This window comes from Streptomyces sp. NPDC002403 (assembly GCF_053593015.1).
Window position 1 is genome coordinate 126,523 of sequence record NZ_JBSFBQ010000018.1, and the last position, 18,895, is coordinate 145,417.

Genomic DNA, 18,895 nt, shown 5'->3' on the forward strand with positions numbered 1-18,895 from the left:
GCCCCGTCCGTCCGGTCGCATCCCGGCCGACGCGCCGGCCCGCTGCTGACCTGCCACCGATCTGCCCCCGTTCGCGTGATTGCTCGTGCGGGTGTTCCCGGATGCCGAGGGCCGTGTGGGTGAGTTGTATCTCCCTCATTTCCCTTGGTGCAAATGGCTGCAAAAGGCTACTCATCGGACACTCGGCACCCGGACGGAGGGCACTCGCCGTGTAAGTTCCGGGGCCGAGAGCCTTGGAAGGGACCGATCCGGTGAACAAGAAGCTTGCGGCCGCGCTGTCCGGTGGTGCGGTACTGGTACTTACGCTGTCGGGCTGCAGCAGCGACGACAACAGCGACAAGGTGAACGACTGGGCCAAGAAGGTCTGCGACCAGGTGCAGCCCCAGCTCCAGAAGATCGCCAACGCCAACGCCGCGATCCAGCAGCAGACCGCCGACAACAGCAAGCCCGCCGACGTCCAGAAGACCGACTCGGCCGCCTTCCAGCAGATCTCGCAGGCGTACAAGGCACTGGGCGCGGCGGTCGAGTCCGCGGGTGCGCCGCCGGTCGACGGCGGGGAGACCACGCAGAAGGAGGCCGTGAAGGAGCTCGACGCGTCCTCCGCGGCGTACGCGAACCTGCAGAAGAAGGTCGACGCCCTCGAAACGAAGGACCAGGCGAAGTTCGCCGACGGGCTCAAGGGCATCGCGGACGAGCTGACCAAGATCAGCACCAATGGTGACGAGGCGCTGAAGAAGCTTCAGTCCGGCGAGGTCGGCACCGCGATGGCGAAGCAGAAGGGCTGCCAGAAGCCGACGGCCTCGGTACCGCCGAAGTCCGGCACGTCGCCGTCCACCGCGCCTTCCGCCTCGCCCAGCAAGAAGTCGTGACCGGGCGGCGGCAGCAGCGGTTGTCAGCGGGAGCGGCCACAATGGGTGGGTGAGTACGACCAGTCTCCCCGTGCCCGACCGTTCGCCCCGGCTCCGCGAAGCCCTGCTTGCCGCCGCCTTCACCGCCGACGGGCTCCTCGACCTGCTCGGTGCGCCCGCCTACGCCGCGCTCGCCCGCAGCGAGACGGTCCCGGCGCTGCGCGCCACCCGGGGCGGCTCCCCGCTCGACACGCTGGTGCGGCTCTTCCTGCTCCAGCGCCCGGTGCCGTACGAGCGGGCCCGCGCCGCGCTCCCGCTGGCCGAGTGCGTCGAGGACGGCTGGGTGACCCGCACCGGCGAAGAGGTGCGGGCCACGGTCGACGTACGGCCGTACGGCGGGCCCGAGGGGCAGGACTGGTACATCGTCTCCGACCTGGGCTGTGCGGTCGGTGGCGCGGGCGGCATCGGCTCGCGCGAGGAGGGCGTGGTCCTGGGGGTCGGCGGGGCGTCCACCACGCTCGCCGGGATCACCGTCCGTACGCCTGTCGCCTCCGCGCTCGACATCGGTACGGGCTCCGGCATCCAGGCGCTGCACGCCTCGCAGCACGCCACCCGGGTCACGGCCACCGACCTCAACCCGCGCGCGCTGGACTTCACCCGGCTGACGCTGGCGCTGTCCGGCGCCGCCCCGGCCGAGCTGCACCAGGGCTCGCTGTACGAACCGGTCGGCGCCGAGACGTACGACTTGATCGTCTCCAACCCCCCGTTCGTCATCTCGCCCGGCGCCCGTCTCACCTACCGCGACGGCGGAATGGGCGGCGATGACCTGTGCCGGACCCTGGTGCAGCAGACCGGCGACCGGCTGAACGAGGGCGGGTACGCCCACTTCCTCGCCAACTGGCAGCACGTCGAGGGCGAGGAGTGGCAGAGCCGGCTGAGTTCCTGGGTTCCGTACGGCTGCGACGCCTGGATCGTGCAGCGCGAGGTCCAGGACGTCACGCAGTACGCCGAGCTGTGGCTGCGCGACAGCGGCGACCACCGCACGGACCCCGCCGAGTACGCCGCTCGGTACGACGCCTGGCTGGACGAGTTCGAGGCCCTCAAGACCAAGGGCGTCGGCTTCGGCTGGATCACCCTGCGCAAGTCCGCCGCGGCCGCCGCCGGCAGCCCGTCCGTCGTGATCGAGGAGTGGCCGCACGCGGTGGAGCAGCCGCTCGGCCCGGCCGTCGAGGCCCACTTCGCCCGCCAGGACTACCTCCGCGAGCAGGACGACGCGGCGCTCCTGGCCGGGCACTTCACCCTGGTCGCCGAGGTCGTGCAGGAGCAGGTCGGCCTGCCGGGCGCGGAGGACCCGGAGCATGTGGTGCTCCGTCAGAACCGGGGCATGCGGCGTGCGACGAAGGTCGACGCCGTCGGCGCGGGCTTCGCGGGTGTGTGCGACGGGTCGCTGCCCGCGGGCCGGATTCTGGACGCGATCGCCCAGCTGATGGACGAGGACCCGGTGCTGCTGCGTGACCGGACCCCGCAGGCGATCCGGCTGCTGGTCGAGGAGGGCTTCCTGGAGCCGGTTCCTCCGGCGGGCTGATCGGCTCCGGACCGGTCCGGAGCGGCCGGTGGTGCGCCGGTCGTGCCGCCGGTCCTCCCGGGCTCCGTTCCCTTTCGGACGCGTGCCGCCGTACGTAAAGAAGGGGTGCTGCGATCAGCGACTTCCTTCTCGTCGCCGTGCGGTGCGTCGCGGCGGCCGCGGATTCCGGATGATGCGCGGGCGAGGGTTCCGGACGGCGCCCGGATCGGCTCGCCGGCCGGCCCGCGCCCGGGATGCCCGCCCCGTGTTCGTTCCCCGCCCGCCCCATATCGGCGAGACGGGGCGGAGACAGGCGAATCCGGCCATTCACCCGGGGTTCGCATCGGTGACGCCCTCGGGTGGCAGCCTCCCCCTGGACCGGAGCGCACCCGCCCCGGCCGGGCAGGGACAGGGAGGCGTACGGGTATGGAGAGCGGACCTGCGATCTTCGCCGGGGCGGCGTTCGCGCTGTTCGGTGCCGCGCTGCTGCTGTGGACGGGGGCGCGCGTCCTGCACCGCGCACCGGTGGCGCATGGTGTGAGCCCCGTCGCCTCCGCCACTCTCGCCACTGTGTTCGGCGTACTTTTTCTCGTCCTCGGTGTGTGGTGCTTCACCCGTATCTGATCCACTCCCCACCGGTACGGCCGGGACCAGCGGAAACACGGCAGGCAGTGGCGGGGAACACGCCCGGACCGTAAGCGGCCCGCCGCCCGGGCCCGCAGCGCCGCAACAGCACCCGGAAACCCGCAGGCAGCGACCGCGCACACGGCGTACCGGGCGGTCCGGGCGGCAGGAATGGCGGAAGTCGGGTTACCGTTCGAGTGGCCGTTGCGGGCTTTTGCCGTTTGACACGGGGGCGGGTTGTACCGTCACACTCCGCAGCGACAGCACCGTCGGCAGCGTCATCGCGCTGCCCGGATGCCCACCGAGCGTCGACCGGAGAGAAGAGCGAAGTTGTCCCCGACCAGCGAGACCGCACAGGGCGGCCGCCGACTCGTTATCGTCGAGTCGCCTGCCAAGGCGAAGACGATCAAGGGCTACCTCGGCCCCGGATACGTCGTCGAGGCGAGCGTCGGGCACATCCGCGACCTGCCGAACGGCGCCGCAGAGGTTCCGGACGAGTACACCGGCGAGGTCCGTCGGCTCGGCGTCGACGTCGAGCATGACTTCCAGCCCGTATATGTCGTCAACGCGGACAAGAAAGCGCAGGTCAGGAAGCTCAAGCAGCTGCTGGCCGAGTCCGACGAACTCTTCCTCGCCACCGATGAGGACCGCGAGGGCGAAGCCATCGCGTGGCACCTGCAGGAAGTCCTGAAGCCCAAGGTCCCGGTCCACCGGATGGTGTTCCACGAGATCACCAAGGACGCGATCCGGGCCGCCGTCGCCAACCCGCGCGAGCTCAACCAGCGGATGGTCGACGCCCAGGAGACCCGCCGCATCCTCGACCGCCTCTACGGCTACGAGGTCTCGCCGGTCCTGTGGAAGAAGGTCATGCCGCGGCTGTCGGCCGGCCGTGTCCAGTCCGTGGCGACCCGGCTCGTCGTCGAGCGGGAGCGCGAGCGCATCGCCTTCCGTTCCGCCGAGTACTGGGACCTCACCGGCACCTTCGCCACCGGCCGCCCCGGTGACGCCTCCGACCCGTCGACCCTCGCCGCCCGCCTGAGCACGGTCGACGGCCGCCGCATCGCGCAGGGCCGCGACTTCGGCCCGGACGGGCAGCTGAAGCCCGGCTCCGGCCAGGTGCTGCACCTGGACGAGACGAACGCCCGCGCCCTGGCCGCCGCGCTCGCCGACGCCACGTTCGCCGTACGGTCCGTCGAGTCGAAGCCGTACCGCCGCTCCCCGTACGCCCCGTTCCGTACGACCACCCTCCAGCAGGAGGCGAGCCGGAAGCTGGGCTTCGGGGCCAAGGCCACCATGCAGGTCGCGCAGAAGCTGTACGAGAACGGCTTCATCACCTACATGCGTACCGACTCCACGACCCTCTCGGACACCGCGGTCTCCGCGGCCCGCGCGCAGGTCACCCAGCTCTACGGCGCCGACTACCTGCCGGACAAGCCGCGCACGTACGCCGGGAAGGTCAAGAACGCGCAGGAGGCGCACGAGGCGATCCGCCCCTCCGGCGACCGCTTCCGCACCCCTGCCGAGACCGGCCTGAGCGGCGACCAGTTCCGGCTGTACGAGCTGATCTGGAAGCGGACCGTCGCCTCCCAGATGAAGGACGCGGTCGGCAACTCCGTCACCGTCAAGATCGGCGGCCGGGCGAGCGACGGCCGGGACGCCGAGTTCTCCGCGTCCGGCAAGACGATCACCTTCCACGGCTTCATGAAGGCGTACGTCGAGGGCGCCGACGACCCGAACGCCGAGCTCGACGACCGCGAGCGGCGCCTGCCGCAGGTCGCCGAGGGCGACGCGCTGTCCGCCGAGGAGATCTCGGCCGACGGCCACGCCACCAAGCCGCCGGCCCGCTACACCGAGGCCTCGCTGGTCAAGGAGCTCGAAGAGCGCGAGATCGGCCGCCCGTCGACGTACGCGTCGATCATCGGCACGATCCTGGACCGCGGCTACGTGTTCAAGAAGGGCACGGCGCTCGTCCCGTCGTTCCTCTCCTTCGCCGTGGTCAACCTGCTGGAGAAGCACTTCGGCCGGCTCGTCGACTACGACTTCACCGCGAAGATGGAGGACGACCTCGACCGCATCGCGCGCGGTGAGGCCCAGTCCGTGCCGTGGCTCAAGCGCTTCTACTTCGGCGCGGGCGAGGACGACACGGCGGGCGCGGGTGCGGCGTCCGACGCGGGCAACGGCGACGGCGACCACCTCGGCGGCCTGAAGGAGCTCGTCACCGACCTCGGTGCGATCGACGCGCGGGAGATCTCCTCCTTCCCCGTCGGCAACGACATCAAGCTCCGCGTCGGCCGCTACGGCCCGTACATCGAGCGCGGTGAGAAGGACGCCGAGGGCCACCAGCGCGCGGACGTGCCGGAGGACCTGGCGCCCGACGAGCTGTCCGTGGAGTACGCGGAGGAGCTGCTGGCCAAGCCGAGCGGCGACTTCGAGCTCGGCGCGGACCCGATCACCGGCCACCAGATCATCGCCAAGGACGGGCGTTACGGGCCGTACGTCACCGAGGTGCTGCCCGAAGGCACCCCGAAGACCGGCAAGAACGCGGTGAAGCCGCGGACCGCCTCGCTCTTCAAGACCATGTCCCTGGACACGGTGACGCTGGCCGACGCGCTCAGGCTGATGTCGCTGCCGCGGGTCGTCGGCGAGGACGCCGAGGGCGTCGAGATCACCGCGCAGAACGGCCGCTACGGCCCGTACCTGAAGAAGGGCACGGACTCGCGGTCGCTCACCTCCGAGGACCAGCTCTTCGACATCACGCTCGAAGAGGCCCTCGCGATCTACGCGCAGCCCAAGCAGCGCGGCCGGGCCGCGGCCAAGCCGCCGCTGAAGGAGCTGGGCACGGACCCGGTGAGCGGGGCTCCGGTCGTGGTCAAGGACGGCCGCTTCGGCGCGTACGTCACCGACGGCGAGACCAACGCGACGCTGCGGACCGCCGACAGCGTCGAGGACATCACGCCGGAGCGCGGCTACGAGCTGCTCGCCGAGAAGCGCGCCAAGGGGCCTGCCAAGAAGAAGACGGCGAAGAAGGCCCCGGCCAAGAAGGCGACCGCGAAGAAGACCGCTGCCAAGAAGACCACGGCGGCGGCCAAGAAGACCGCGGCGAAGAAGACGACGGCCGCGAAGAAGACGACCGCCAAGAAGGCGACGGCGGCGAAGAAGACGGCTGCCGCGTCGTCGGCCGAGGACTGAGCGCAGCACTGAGCGGGACGCGTCGAGTGCGCCGGAGGGGGCCGGGTGATCCGGCCCCCTCCGGCGTTCGCGCGCGGGCTCCGGCGGGGCGGACCGGAAGGGCCGGGACGGCTCGGGCGCCCATATGTTCGGACGGGGCCTCCGGGGACCCCGCCGCTCCGGATAGGCTGGGCGGATGACGCGAGCCGAGCAGCCAACGGTCGTGAGCCCCACCTCCGACACACTTGCCGCAGACTCACGCGAGCGCGCCGTACGAGCCCTGTTGCGTGTTCCCCCGCTGAAGCGGTTGTGGAGCGCGCAGCTCGTCGGCAGTACCGGCGATGCACTCGCCCTTCTCGTGCTGGTGCTGATGTCGCTGCAAGCGGCGGTCCTGGAGGGCTCATTCGGAGCCGGGTACCGAGGTGCGGCCCTTGCCGTCGCCGCGGTGTTCGGTGCCCGGATCCTTGCCACCCTGCTCTTCGGAGCCGTACTCCTGGGGCCGCTGACGACGCTCACCGCGCCCGGAGGACCGCTGGACCGGCGGTGGCTGATGATCGGGACGGACGGCCTGCGGCTCGCGCTGCTGGTCGTCGCACCGCTGTGGATCGACTGGATGCCCGACAAGGCACTCATGATGATCCTCATCACCGTCTTCGTCATCGGCGCCGCCGAGCGCCTGTGGACGGTCGCCAAGGACGGCGCCGCTCCCGCGCTGCTGCCCGCCCCGCCCCCCGAGGGCGCCGCGGTGCGCCCGCTGCCGGACCACCTCGACTCACTGCGCCGGCTCTCCGTCCGTACCGACTTCGCCGCGATCCCGGTCGCGGCGGCCGTCCTGCTGATCGCCACCCTCGTCGGCAACCTGCTGGGCTCGGGCCTGGAGTGGTTCTCGATCCACCAGGCGGCCCTCGGCTCGTACGTCGCTGCCGGGCTCTTCTCGGCGTCGATCTCCACCCTGTACTTCCTGGAACTGCCCGGTATGCAGACCCCCCGCCCGCGCTCGCCGCTGGAGGGCCTGCGGCGGCCGTCGGCCGGCAGCGGACCCGACCGGGGCCGTACCGGAGCCGTCCCGCTGATCGTCGGCGCGTCGGCAGCGGTCGCCGGTGCCATCGCCGCCGCCGCCGCGGTCTCGGTGCTGCACGCCGCCGACCTGGGCGGCGGACCCGCCACCCTCGCGCTGTCGATCCTCGCCCTGACCGGCGCCACGGGAGTCGGCATCCGGACCGCGGAGAAGGTGCTGCCCGCCCTGTCGCGGCGCCGGCTGCTCGCGCTGGCCACCGCCGTCACCGGCATCGCGCTGCTCGCCATGGGCCTGGTGCCGGACACGGCGACCGTGCTGATGATCGCGGTGCTCGCCGGATACGCGGCGGGCGTCGCCGCCCACACCGGTCATGTCCTGGTCGACCAGGAGACCGAGGAGTCCCGCCGGGCCAGGACCACCGAGCACCTCCAGGCCGTCGTACGGGTCCTCATCGCGCTCGGCGCGCTCGCGGGCCCGCTGCTGGCCGCCGTGATCGGCACCCACCGGCTGGCCTCGGGCGACTTCGTCTTCGAGCACGGCGGAGCGGCCTTCGCCCTGATGCTGATCGGCGCGCTGCTGCTGCCGGTCGCCGTGATCGTCCTCGCCAGGACGGACGACCGCTCGGGAGTTCCGCTGCGCCGCGATCTGCGCGAGGCGCTGCGCGGCGGCGACCCGGCCGTCGCCCCCGCCGCGACCGGATTCTTCATCGCGCTGGAAGGCGGCGACGGCGCGGGCAAGTCCACCCAGGTCGAGGCGCTCGCCGAGTGGATCCGCGCCAAGGGCCACGAGGTCGTCGTCACCCGCGAGCCGGGCGCGACGCCGGTCGGCAAGCGGCTGCGCTCGATCCTGCTCGACGTCTCGTCGGCCGGGCTGTCCAACCGTGCCGAGGCGCTGCTGTACGCCGCCGACCGCGCCGAGCACGTCGACTCGGTCGTCCGTCCGGCGCTGGAGCGCGGCGCGATCGTCATCTCCGACCGCTACATCGACTCGTCCGTCGCCTACCAGGGCGCGGGCCGCGACCTCTCCCCGACCGAGATCGCCCGGATCTCGCGCTGGGCGACGAGCGGGCTCGTACCGCATCTGACGGTGCTGCTGGACGTCGATCCCCAGACCGCGCGGGAACGGTTCACCGAGGCGCCCGACCGGCTGGAGTCCGAGCCGCCGGAGTTCCACGCCCGGGTGCGGTCCGGCTTCCTGACCCTGGCCGCGGCCGACCCGACCCGCTACCTGGTCGTGGACGCGGGCCAGGAACCGGAAGCGATCACCACGGTCGTACGTCACCGGCTCGACCAGCTCCTGCCGCTCTCCGAGGCCGAGATCAAGGCCCAGGAGGAGGCGCGCAAGGCGGCCGAGGAGGAAGCCAGGCGCAAGGCCGAGGAAGAGGCGGCCCGCAAGGCGGAGGAGGAGCGGCTGGAGCGCGAGCGGCAGGAACAGCTCGCCAAGCTCCGTGCCGAGGAGGAGGAGCGCAAGGCCCGCGAGCTGGAGGAGGCCCGCCGGCGCGAGGCCGAACGCCAGGCGGAGGAGGCCCGGCAGCGGGCCGAGGAAGCCCGCCGGGTGGCCGAGGAGGAGCGGGTCCGGCGCGAGGCCGAGGAAGCGGCCCGCGAGGCCGAACAGGCCAGGCTCCGCAGGCAGGCCGAGGAGGAGGCGCGGCTGCGCAAGGAGGCCGAGGCGCTGCGGCTGGAGAAGCAGCGCAAGGCCGAGGAGGCGCTGTTGCGGGCCGAGGAGGCGCGCAGGCGGGCCGAGGCCGAGGCCGCCGCCGCGGCGGAGAAGGCCCGGGCGGAGGCCGCCGCGGCGGCGTCCGTGCCGGAGAACGAGATCACGGTGCCCACGCCGATCGTCGACCCGAACGACGTGACGCAGCAGGTGCCCGCGCCGGACAGCCCGGCCACGCCGTCCGACCAGGCCGAGACGGCGATGATCCCCAAGTTCCGGGGCCGGCCGGAACGGCCCGGTGCGGCGGACGAGACGACGGTTCTCCCTCCGGTGCGGGACGCGGATCCGGCGGACCGGATTCCGCGGGGCATCTTCCGCGACGAGCGCCCGGCGGGCGCCGCACCGGAGAGCGAGAACGAGCGCACCCGCGAGCTTCCGCAGATCGGCGATCCGCACGCGGGCACCCCGCAGCCGGCCCAGGACCACTGGGAAGGCCGGGAACGCCAGGAGCGCCTCGCCCGCCGTCCTCGTCCCGACTGGGCCGAGGAGACCCCGCTGGACGATCTGCCGACGCTGGCGGACGAGCTGCTGGGCGATCACCGCGACCAGCCCGACGACGGGGACCCGGGCCGCTCGGGCCGGGGACGCCGCCCGCGCCGCTGATCCGTGAGGCTGCCGGGCGGGCCCGTACCTGCCCGGCAGCCGGACCGTCCTGTTGCCGGGATTGTCAGACCCGTCCCCCACAATGGGAGTCGGATCGGGGAAGCCGGACCGACGAGCGGCGGCATCAGCGCCGCAGTCAGCGACATCGGAGCTGCGCGGTGGCATCGCACGAGGCCGCGCGGCGCGCACACCACCGGAAGGGCGGTGACCCATGACCGTATGGGACGACCTGGTCGGCCAGGACCGGGTGCAGGAGCAGCTCGGCGCCGCCGCCCGGGACGCCGATGCGCTGGTCACCGCCCACTCCGCGGGGGAGCAGGTCCCTCCGGGATCGAAGATGACCCACGCCTGGCTGTTCACGGGGCCGCCGGGCTCCGGCCGTTCCACCGCCGCGCGTGCCTTCGCCGCCGCCCTCCAGTGCACCAGCCCCGACCGCGCCCTGGGCGGCGCACCCGGCTGCGGCTTCTGCGACGGCTGCCACACCAGCCTCATCGGCACGCACGCCGACGTCGAGGTGGTCCGGACCGATCTGCTCTCCATCGGTGTGAAGGAGACCCGCGATCTGGTCCGCCGCGCCCAGCTCTCCCCGGCCGTCGGCCGCTGGCAGGTCATCGTCCTGGAGGACGCCGACCGGCTCACCGAAGGCGCGGGGAACGTACTGCTGAAGGCGGTCGAGGAGCCCGCGCCCCGCACGGTGTGGCTGCTCTGCGCGCCCTCCCTGGAAGACGTACTGCCCACCATCCGCTCCCGCTGCCGCCACCTCACACTGCGCACACCCCCCGTCGACGCGGTGGCCGACGTCCTGATCAGACGTGACGGCATCGATCCGGAACGGGCCGCGTCCGCCGCCCGGGCCACCCAGGGCCACATCGGCAGGGCCCGCCGCCTCGCGACCGACGAGCGGGCCCGCTCGCGCCGCGCCGCCGTGCTCAAGCTGCCGTTGCGGGTCGAGGACATCGGGGGCTGCCTCAAGGCCGCGCAGGAGCTGATCGACACCGCCACCGATGACGCCAAGCAGGTCTCCGAGGAGGTCGACGCCAAGGAGACCGAGGAGATGAAGGCCGCGCTCGGCGCCGTTGCCGGGGGACGGATGCCCCGCGGTACCGCGGGGGTGATGAAGGAGCTGGAGGACAGACAGAAGCGCCGCAAGACGCGTACCCAGCGCGACAGCCTCGACCTCGCGCTCACCGACCTGACCGGCTTCTACCGCGACGTACTGGCCATCCAGCTCGGCTCGCGGATCGCCATCGCCAACGGGGACGTCCAGGACGCCCTCGACCGCATCGCCCGCTCCTCCACCCCCGAGCGCACCCTGCGCCGGATAGAGGCGGTGACCGCCTGCCGCCGGGCGCTGGACCGCAATGTGGCGCCGCTGCTCGCGGTGGAGGCGATGACGATGGCCCTGCGCGCGGGCTGACCCGGCCCGCCCGCGGCCCGGTTCGTGGCGGTCCATCCGCACCCGGCCCGTTCACGATCGCTCATTCATGGTCGCCCATTCACCCGTACGGGGAGCGAATCGGGCGAACCGACCTGTGGCGACTACGCTCCGGGAATGGACTCCAGGCGCTCGCTCCGCATTCTCGCCACCGCGCTCGGCACAGCCGGCCTTCTCATCTCCGGCTGCTCCGGCGGTAGTTCGACAAGCGCCCTGCCGTCCGCATCGGCCGCATCGTCCGCGCCGCCCGTCCCCGCGGGGCTCACGTCGTACTACGCGCAACAACTGAAGTGGCGGGACTGCGGTGTCGAGGGATTCCAGTGCACCACGATGATCGCGCCGCTGGACTACAAGAAGCCGGACGGCGGCGACATCAAGCTGGCCGTCTCCCGCAAGAAGGCCACCGGCCCGGGCAAGCGGATCGGCTCCCTCCTGGTGAATCCCGGAGGCCCCGGCGGCTCCGCCATCGAATATCTCCAGAGCTACGCGGCCGTCGGCTACCCGGCGCAGGTCCGGGCCCGGTACGACATGGTCGCCATCGACCCGCGCGGAGTGGCCCGCAGCGAGCCCGTCGTATGTCTCACCGGTCCGCAGATGGACGCCTACACCCAGGTCGACCAGACTCCGGACGACGCCCGCGAGGTCACCGCGCTGAACAACTCGTTCAAGCAGTTCGCGGGCGGCTGCGAGGAGCGCTCCGGCGAGATCCTGCCCCATGTCTCCACCGTCGAGACCGCCCGCGACATGGACATGCTGCGAGCCCTGCTCGGCGACGAGAAGCTGCACTACGTCGGGGCGTCGTACGGCACCTTCCTCGGCGCGACGTACGCCGGTCTTTTCCCCGCCCGGGTGGGCCGGCTGGTCCTCGACGGCGCGATGGACCCCTCGCTCGACGCCGTCGAGCTCAACCGTGAGCAGACCGCGGGCTTCGAGACCGCGTTCCAGGCCTTCGCCGCCGACTGCGTCAAGAAGAAGGACTGCCCGCTCGGCACCGCCTCGACCGCCGAGGCCGCCACCCGCATGAAGCGGTTCTTCTCCGATCTGGACGCCCACCCGATCGCCACCGGCGATTCCCGCAGGCTCACCGAGTCGCTGGGCACCACGGGGGTCATCGCCGCCATGTACGACGAATCGGCCTGGCCCCAGCTCCGTGAGGCCCTCTCCGCCGCCCAGCACGGCGACGGCTCCGGTCTGCTCGCCCTGTCGGACAGCTACTACGAACGCCGGCCGAACGGCACGTACGCCAACCTCATGTTCGCCAACGCCGCCGTGAACTGCCTGGACCTGCCCCCCGCCTTCGCCGGCACCGAGGCCGCCACCCGGGCCGTGCCCGGCTTCGAGAAGGCGTCCCCGGTCTTCGGCAAGGCCTTCGCCTGGGCCGCCCTGAACTGCGCCGACTGGCCGGTCCCGGCCACGGGCTCCCCCCACCGCATCGAGGCGAAGGGCGCCGCCCCGATCGTCGTCGTCGGCACGACCCGCGACCCGGCCACCCCGTACAAGTGGGCCCGGTCCCTGGCCGGCCAGCTCGACTCCGGCACCCTCCTCACCTACCAGGGCGACGGCCACACGGCGTACGGCCGCGGCAGCGACTGCATCGACACGGCGATCAACACCTACCTCCTGGAAGGCACTCCGCCGGCCAAGGGCAAGAACTGCTCCTGACCACCCGGCCTCACCCCTGACCTGCGAAAACGTCCCAGAACGAGGCTGGTACGGAGCACCCCCGGAAACTGTGTAGACTTGGCGACGCTGCTGATCGCACCATGGTGCGACAGGGCGTGCCGCCTTAGCTCAGTTGGCCAGAGCAACGCACTCGTAATGCGTAGGTCTCGGGTTCGAATCCCGAAGGCGGCTCAGTAGAAAACCCCAGGTCAAGCATTTGACCTGGGGTTTTTTTCGTGGATGACCTTTGGGTCGGGGCTGTGAAGCATCCGTGAATACTCCGTGGAAGCGATGTCGGTGGGGCCGCTTATGCTGCACCGGACGATCGCGCGGGACCAGGGGAGGGCTCGGATGTTCGGCAAGCTGTTCGGCAGGGGTGGGGAGAGGCCGGAGGCAGATCCGCACGCCCTTCCTGTCCCGCGCAGGCGGAAGAACGGGATGTACACGTTGCGCGCGCTCGGGGACGAGCGGGTGCTCGCCGTGGTGGAGGCGGCCGACGCGGGGGACTGGGAGGCGGTCAAGGCGGCGCTGGTTCCGTTCGATCTCGGTCGTGACCATCAAGTTCTCGGTGAGTTCGCCGACTTGGACGGCTTGCAGGACTGGATCGGCCGCGCCGTCGAGGAGGACGAGGAGCACCGGGCGACGGCCCTGCTGATATCCGGGACGCGCTACATCAGATGGGGCTGGGACGCGCGCACCGATGAGCGTGCCGCGAACGTCACGCAGGAGCAGTGGCGGGTCTTCCACGAGCGGCTCCGGATCGCCGAGGAGCAACTGCTGGAGGCCGCCGAGCTGCGGCCGGAGTGGGTCACGCCGTGGCGTCAACTCCTCACCTCCGGCCGTGGCATGTCGCTGGGGTCCGCTGTCAACGGGACCCGGCTCGACGCCGCCCTGCGCCGCGAACCGCTGGACCAGGAGACCCACGTCGAGTGGCTGTCGCAGTTGCAGCCCCGTTGGGGCGGCGAGCCGGGCCAGGCCATGGCGTTCGCCCGCGACGCGTTCGCCCGTGCCCCGCAGGGTCACCGGATCGGCTGTGTGATCGCCATGGCGCACATCGAGGAATGGGTCGAGTCGGAGCGTGCGAACTGCCTCGTGACTCCCGCGATCCAGGCCGAGTTGCGCAACGCCGCCGATCACAGCATCCTCCACCCCGACTATGTGCGGCGACCGGGCTGGCAGCAGGACTTCAACATGTTCGCCATGGCCCTGTCGCTGGCCGATGAGCGCCACACGGTCCGGCGCGTCTTCCAGGCGCTCGACGGCGCCTACACCCGCTGGCCCTGGGCCTATTTCGCGGACCCCGAGAAGCAGTTCGCCCGTCAGCACCGCCGCGTCTGAGCACACGCCGGACCCGGTCCCGCCACCCACCGCCTCTCCCACTCCGGACTGCCCGATGAATCTGCCCGACACCGCCACGACCCCGGCCGGCGCCGATCGCACCTTCCAGGTGGATCTGCGCGGCCTCGTCGATCTCCTCTCCCACCACCTCTACTCCAGCCCCCGCGTCTACCTGCGCGAGCTCCTGCAGAACGCGGTGGACGCGCTGACCGCGCGGCGCGGTCTCGATCCGGACGCCTCCGCCGACGCCTTCGGCATCCGCCTGTACGCCGACGGTTCGGTGGTACGTGTCGAGGACGACGGCGTCGGTCTCACCGAGGCCGATGTGCACAGCTTCCTCGCCACGATCGGCCGCAGCAGCAAGCGCGCCGAACGGATCGCCGAGCAACGCGGCGACTTCATCGGCCAGTTCGGGATCGGCCTGCTCTCCTGCTTCCTGGTCGCCGACGAGATCCATGTCCTGAGCCGTTCCGCCCGCACCCCCGACGCACGCGCGGTGGAGTGGCGGGGGCGCGGCGACGGCAGCTACACCGTCCGCACCCTGCCCGCATCCGCCCGCCCCCGGCCCGGTACCACCGTCACGCTGACGCCGCGGGCCGACACGGGCGAGTGGACCCGGCCGGCGCGGGTGCAGGCGCTGGCCCGGCACTTCGGCTCCCTGCTGCGCCACCCGGTGACCTTCGACGACGGCACGGGGGGTCAGGGTGCGGCCGTCAACCCGGAGCCCGCACCCTGGGCACGTTCGTACCCCACGCCGGGAGCCCGTTCCCGGGCGCTGGCCGCGTACGGCGAGGAGGTCTTCGGGTTCACGCCGCTGGACACCATCGAGCTGGACCTGCCGGCCGTCGGGCTGAAGGGCATCGCGTGCGTGCTGCCCGAGGCGGTGCCGGCCGGGCGCCGCCACGGCCATCGCGTGCACGTCAAGGGCATGCTGCTGTCCGAGCAGGCCGAGGAGATCCTGCCCGAGTGGGCGTTCTTCGTCCGCTGCGTCGTCGACGCCGAGAGCCTGCGCCCGACGGCGTCCCGCGAGTCCCTGTACGAGGACGACACGCTCGCCGCCGTCCGCGAGGCCCTCGCCGAGCGGCTGCGCGCGTGGATCGCCCGGGCCGCCGCCAGCGACCCGGACCTGCTCGGCCGCTTCCTCCAGGCCCACCACCTGGCCGTCAAGTCGCTGGCGGTGCACGACGACGAGATCCTGCGGATGCTGCTGCCCTGGCTGCCGTTCGAGACCACCGACGGGCACGCCACCCTCGACGAGTTCGCGCGCACCCACCGCACCGTGCTCGTGACGTCGAGCGTGGAGGAGTTCCGCCAGGTCGCGGCGATAGCCTCGGCTGCCGGGCTCGGCGTCGTCAACGGCGGCTACACCTACGACCGTGAACTGGTCCACCGGCTTCCCGAGATCAGGCCCGAGGTCAGCGTCGCCGACCTCGACCCGGCGACCCTCACCGCCCATCTCGACCCCGTCGACCGCGAGACGGAACTGGCCGCGATGGCGTACCTGGCCCTGGCCCGCGACGCCCTCGCCGTCTTCGACTGCGACGTCGCGCTGCGCACCTTCCAGCCCGCCTCCGCCCCCGCCCTCCTCGTCGACAGCCGCGAGGCCCGGCACGAGCGCACCCGCTCCCAGCTCGCCCGTGAACAGGAGGGCGGCCTGTGGGGCGACATCCTCGGCGCCCTGCGCCAGGAGGCCCCGCGGGCCCAGCTGATCCTCAACCAGCTCAACCCGCTGGTCCGCGCCGCCGTCGCCATCGACGAGCCCGAGCTGGCCCGTACCAGCGCCGAAGCCCTCTACGGGCAGGCGGCGATGCTGTCCCGGCGTCCGCTCAGGCCCGCCGAGTCGAGCCTCATCAACCGCTCCTTCCTCGACCTTCTCGCCCACGCCCTCCGCAAGGACAGCTGACGATGCCGACCGCACCCCAGACCACCGACGAGCTGTACCAGGCGCTCCAGGAGAACGACCGGCGCCCCTACGGCCGCCTCCGCACCGTCACGGCCGAGGAACTCGTCGACGCCGCCGAGCAGTTCGAGGAGCCCGCCCCGCTCGTCGACGCGCTCTTCGAGCTCCACGAGGCGTACACCTACGGATCCGAACCCCGGAAGTCTCCCGTCGTCTTCGCCCGCCTGCTCACCCTCTTCGACGAGCAGCCCGATGTCTTCGACGAGCGGCGGCGCCACACGCTGTTCTGGCGGTTCAAGTGGGTGGCCGGCGCCCTGCGCGAGCTGCCCGAGATACCGCTGGCCAGCCTGCGCCAGTGGCTGAAGGAGATGCGCGACCGGTACGAGAAGGCCGGCCTGGGCCTCCAGCCCTACTACGGGGAGGCGTTCCAGCTCGCCGTCCACGTCGGCGAGGACACCGCTCTCGCCTACGAGCTGTGGGCGGGACGTCCGCGGACCCGGCTCAGCGACTGCGAGGCCTGCGAGATCTGCGAGCTCGCCCTGCACCACCTCACGGCGGGTGACGACGAGCGGGCGCTGGGCGTCTGGGAGCCCGTCCTGGCCGGGAAGGAGTCCTGCCAGGAGGAGCCGGCCCGCTCCGCCTCGCACGCGCTGCTGCCCCTGCTGCGCACCGGCCGTACCGACCGGGCCCGCGAACTGCACCTTGCCGGCTACCGCGGCTGCCGCCGCAACCCCTCGATGTCCCGGGAGGTCGGCCGGCACCTGGAGTTCTGCGCGCTGACCGGGAACGAGGCACGCGGGCTGGAGCTGCTCGCCGAGAACCGGAGCCTGTTCGACGAGGTGGACTCGCCGCTGGACCTGTTCGACTTCCTGACCGGCGTGGAGGTCCTCCTCCAGCGCGTCGACCACCTCGGCCACGTCGAGCTGCCCGCCGCCGGATACGCGGGCCGCAGCTGGACGGTGGCCGCACTCCGGGCCGAGGTGCGCGGTCGCGCCGACGACCTCGCCGCCCGCTTCGACGCCCGCAACGCAACCACGGCCCACACCGACCGCCGCAGGGCACGCCTCGACCGTGCCCCGCTTCTGGAGTCGCTGGAACTGACCCTGCGCACCCGCGGTCTCGACGACGCGACCCCGGTCGCCGCGGTTGCCGCGCCCGCCGCCCGTACGGCCGACCCCGTCCCGGAGTCGCTGCCCGAACTCATCGCACGTGCACGGGAGCTGGACGAACAGGGACACCCGGATGCCCAGGCCTGCTGGGCGCGGCTGCGCACGCTCGTCGCCGCCCGCGGCTACACCCACCCCGACGACCCGGCCGTGGGCCCGCTCGTACGGCTGCGCGCGGATCTGCTGAGCGACGAGGCGACGCGGGCGGGCGAGAAGGAAGAGTTCGCCGACGCCGCCGCTCTCCACGAGGAGGCCGCGGGGCTGTACGACGACGCCGGAGCGCCGGGTGACGCGGCGATCGCCCGCGCCTGCGCCCTGTTCACCGCCGCCGAGATCCCCGCACAGGACGAAGGCGCGGACAGGACCGAGGCGATGGTCGCCGCGCTGACCGATGCCCACGCGTCCGTGGTCCGCCTGCACGAGGAGACGTCGGGCCTCGCCCCGTACCAGGAAGCCCGCCTGCTGCGGCTGCGGGCGACCGCGCTCGGCATGCGCCTGCAGACCTCGGGCAGCGAGGAGCACGTCGCGCCGGTCTTCGCCGAGGTGGACCTGCTGCACGCGTTCGCCACCCGCCACGACCTCGCCGGGCAGATCTCCGGCGCCCTCCTGCTGCGGGCGGGCACATACGCCCTCTCCGGCGACCTGCCCGCCGCGGTCGCCGGGATCGACGGCCTCCTCGGCCGGCTGAAGGAGCACGGACCCGCCTGGCACCTGCCCCGTGCGCTCGGACTGCGCGGCCGGCTCCGGATCGGACTCCAGGACGCGCAGGCCGCGCACGCGGACCTGACGGAGGGCCTGCGGCTGGCCGCCGACTGGCCGGCCGGCGTGGTCGAAGCCGCCCGCTTCCACGGCGATCTGGCCGAGGCCTGCATGCACCTCGGCCGCCCCGACGAGGCGCTGCGGCACCTGACGCGCTCGGCGGAGCTGAACCTGCGCGACGGCAGCCGCACGGACGCCTTCTGCACCTACAGCAACGCGGCCCAGCTCTGCCTCGACCTGGGCCGCGTCGAGGACTGCATCGCCCTGCTCGACTCCCTCCTGGCAGAACCGGACGTCACCGCCGGAGAGCTGGACGACCGGCTCGTCGCCCAGCTGCGCCTGACCCGCGCCCGAGCGCTGCACACGGGGGAGGACCTCAAGGCCGCCACGGCGGAGTTCGTTGCCCTCGCGGCCGAGTCGGCCGGCTGGGACGACGACCCCGGGAGCCACGCCATGATCGCCGCGGAGACGGCCGTACTCCTCGGCGAGTCCGGCGAGTTCGGCCGGGCCCGCGAGGTCGTGGACCAGGCGCTCGCCGCCCATGCCAAGGCCCCGCGCTATGAGCAGCTCAGCAACTGCCTGCGCGAACTCGCCCGTCTCCAGGCCCAGCAGCAGGGCTCCGACGGCCTGGCCGACGCCCTGGACCGCCTCGCCGAGGCAGGCCGGATCGCCGATGACGCCCGCGCCGACGGGTTCCGGGCCCGAGGCCGTTCCCTGGACACCGCCCTCGCCTACGAACACGGGCGGGTCAACGCCTACGCCGGTGAGTGCGATGCCGCCCTGGCGGCACTGGAGAAGGCCCTCGCCCTGCTCGGTGATCCGGGGCAGGAGGCGGACCACGCCGAGGAGTGGGCGGAGTGCGTCCGTCTCGCCGCTGCGGTGGAGGGCATCTACCTGGAACGCCCCGCCCCCGCCCTCAACCGCCTCGACGCGGCGGTCTCCCGCCTGAGCGCCCTCGGCCACACCGAGGAGGCCGAGCCGCTGTCCTCGCTGGCGAACCGGCTGCGCGACGGGGGGTGACCAGGCGGGCGCGGCGCTGCCGTGTCCTATCGGGGTACGGAGCCCCGCCCGGCCCGCCGCGCGGTGGGCCGGGCGGC

General features: G+C 72.5%; 10 protein-coding genes and 1 tRNA gene. All 11 read left to right on the plus strand.

What is annotated here, in order from left to right; all coding sequences use genetic code 11:
* Positions 1–251: 251 nt before the first annotated feature.
* Complete coding sequence (locus tag ACWCPY_RS21385; protein ID WP_451267162.1) at positions 252–869, plus strand: small secreted protein; 618 nt, start codon at positions 252–254, stop codon at positions 867–869.
* Between the two features lie 49 nt (positions 870–918).
* Positions 919–2,433, plus strand: a complete 1,515-nt coding sequence (locus tag ACWCPY_RS21390; RefSeq protein WP_451267164.1) for a DUF7059 domain-containing protein — start codon at positions 919–921, stop codon at positions 2,431–2,433.
* 405 nt (positions 2,434–2,838) lie between these two features.
* Positions 2,839–3,036, plus strand: coding sequence for a hypothetical protein (locus ACWCPY_RS21395; protein ID WP_451267166.1), 198 nt, complete (start codon positions 2,839–2,841; stop codon positions 3,034–3,036).
* Positions 3,037–3,366: 330 nt separating this feature from the next.
* A complete protein-coding gene (topA, locus tag ACWCPY_RS21400) occupies positions 3,367–6,225 on the plus strand; it encodes a type I DNA topoisomerase (protein WP_451267168.1) in 2,859 nt (952 codons plus the stop codon).
* A 175-nt stretch (positions 6,226–6,400) separates the two neighbouring features.
* Entirely contained in the window at positions 6,401–9,538 is a 3,138-nt protein-coding gene (tmk, locus tag ACWCPY_RS21405) for a dTMP kinase (protein WP_451267170.1), read from the plus strand.
* A 211-nt stretch (positions 9,539–9,749) separates the two neighbouring features.
* Entirely contained in the window at positions 9,750–10,955 is a 1,206-nt protein-coding gene (locus ACWCPY_RS21410) for a DNA polymerase III subunit delta' (RefSeq protein WP_451267172.1), read from the plus strand.
* Between the two features lie 135 nt (positions 10,956–11,090).
* Positions 11,091–12,635, plus strand: coding sequence for an alpha/beta hydrolase (locus ACWCPY_RS21415; RefSeq protein ID WP_451267174.1), 1,545 nt, complete (start codon positions 11,091–11,093; stop codon positions 12,633–12,635).
* A gap of 118 nt (positions 12,636–12,753) precedes the next feature.
* Positions 12,754–12,827: transfer RNA gene (locus tag ACWCPY_RS21420), tRNA-Thr, on the plus strand.
* A 159-nt stretch (positions 12,828–12,986) separates the two neighbouring features.
* Positions 12,987–13,973, plus strand: a complete 987-nt coding sequence (locus ACWCPY_RS21425; RefSeq protein WP_451267176.1) for a hypothetical protein — start codon at positions 12,987–12,989, stop codon at positions 13,971–13,973.
* Between the two features lie 55 nt (positions 13,974–14,028).
* Complete coding sequence (locus ACWCPY_RS21430) at positions 14,029–15,876, plus strand: HSP90 family protein (protein WP_451267178.1); 1,848 nt, start codon at positions 14,029–14,031, stop codon at positions 15,874–15,876.
* Between the two features lie 2 nt (positions 15,877–15,878).
* Positions 15,879–18,818 (plus strand): hypothetical protein, encoded by a 2,940-nt coding sequence (locus ACWCPY_RS21435; protein ID WP_451267180.1) that lies wholly within the window; start codon positions 15,879–15,881, stop codon positions 18,816–18,818.
* The last annotated feature ends 77 nt before the right edge of the window (positions 18,819–18,895 follow it).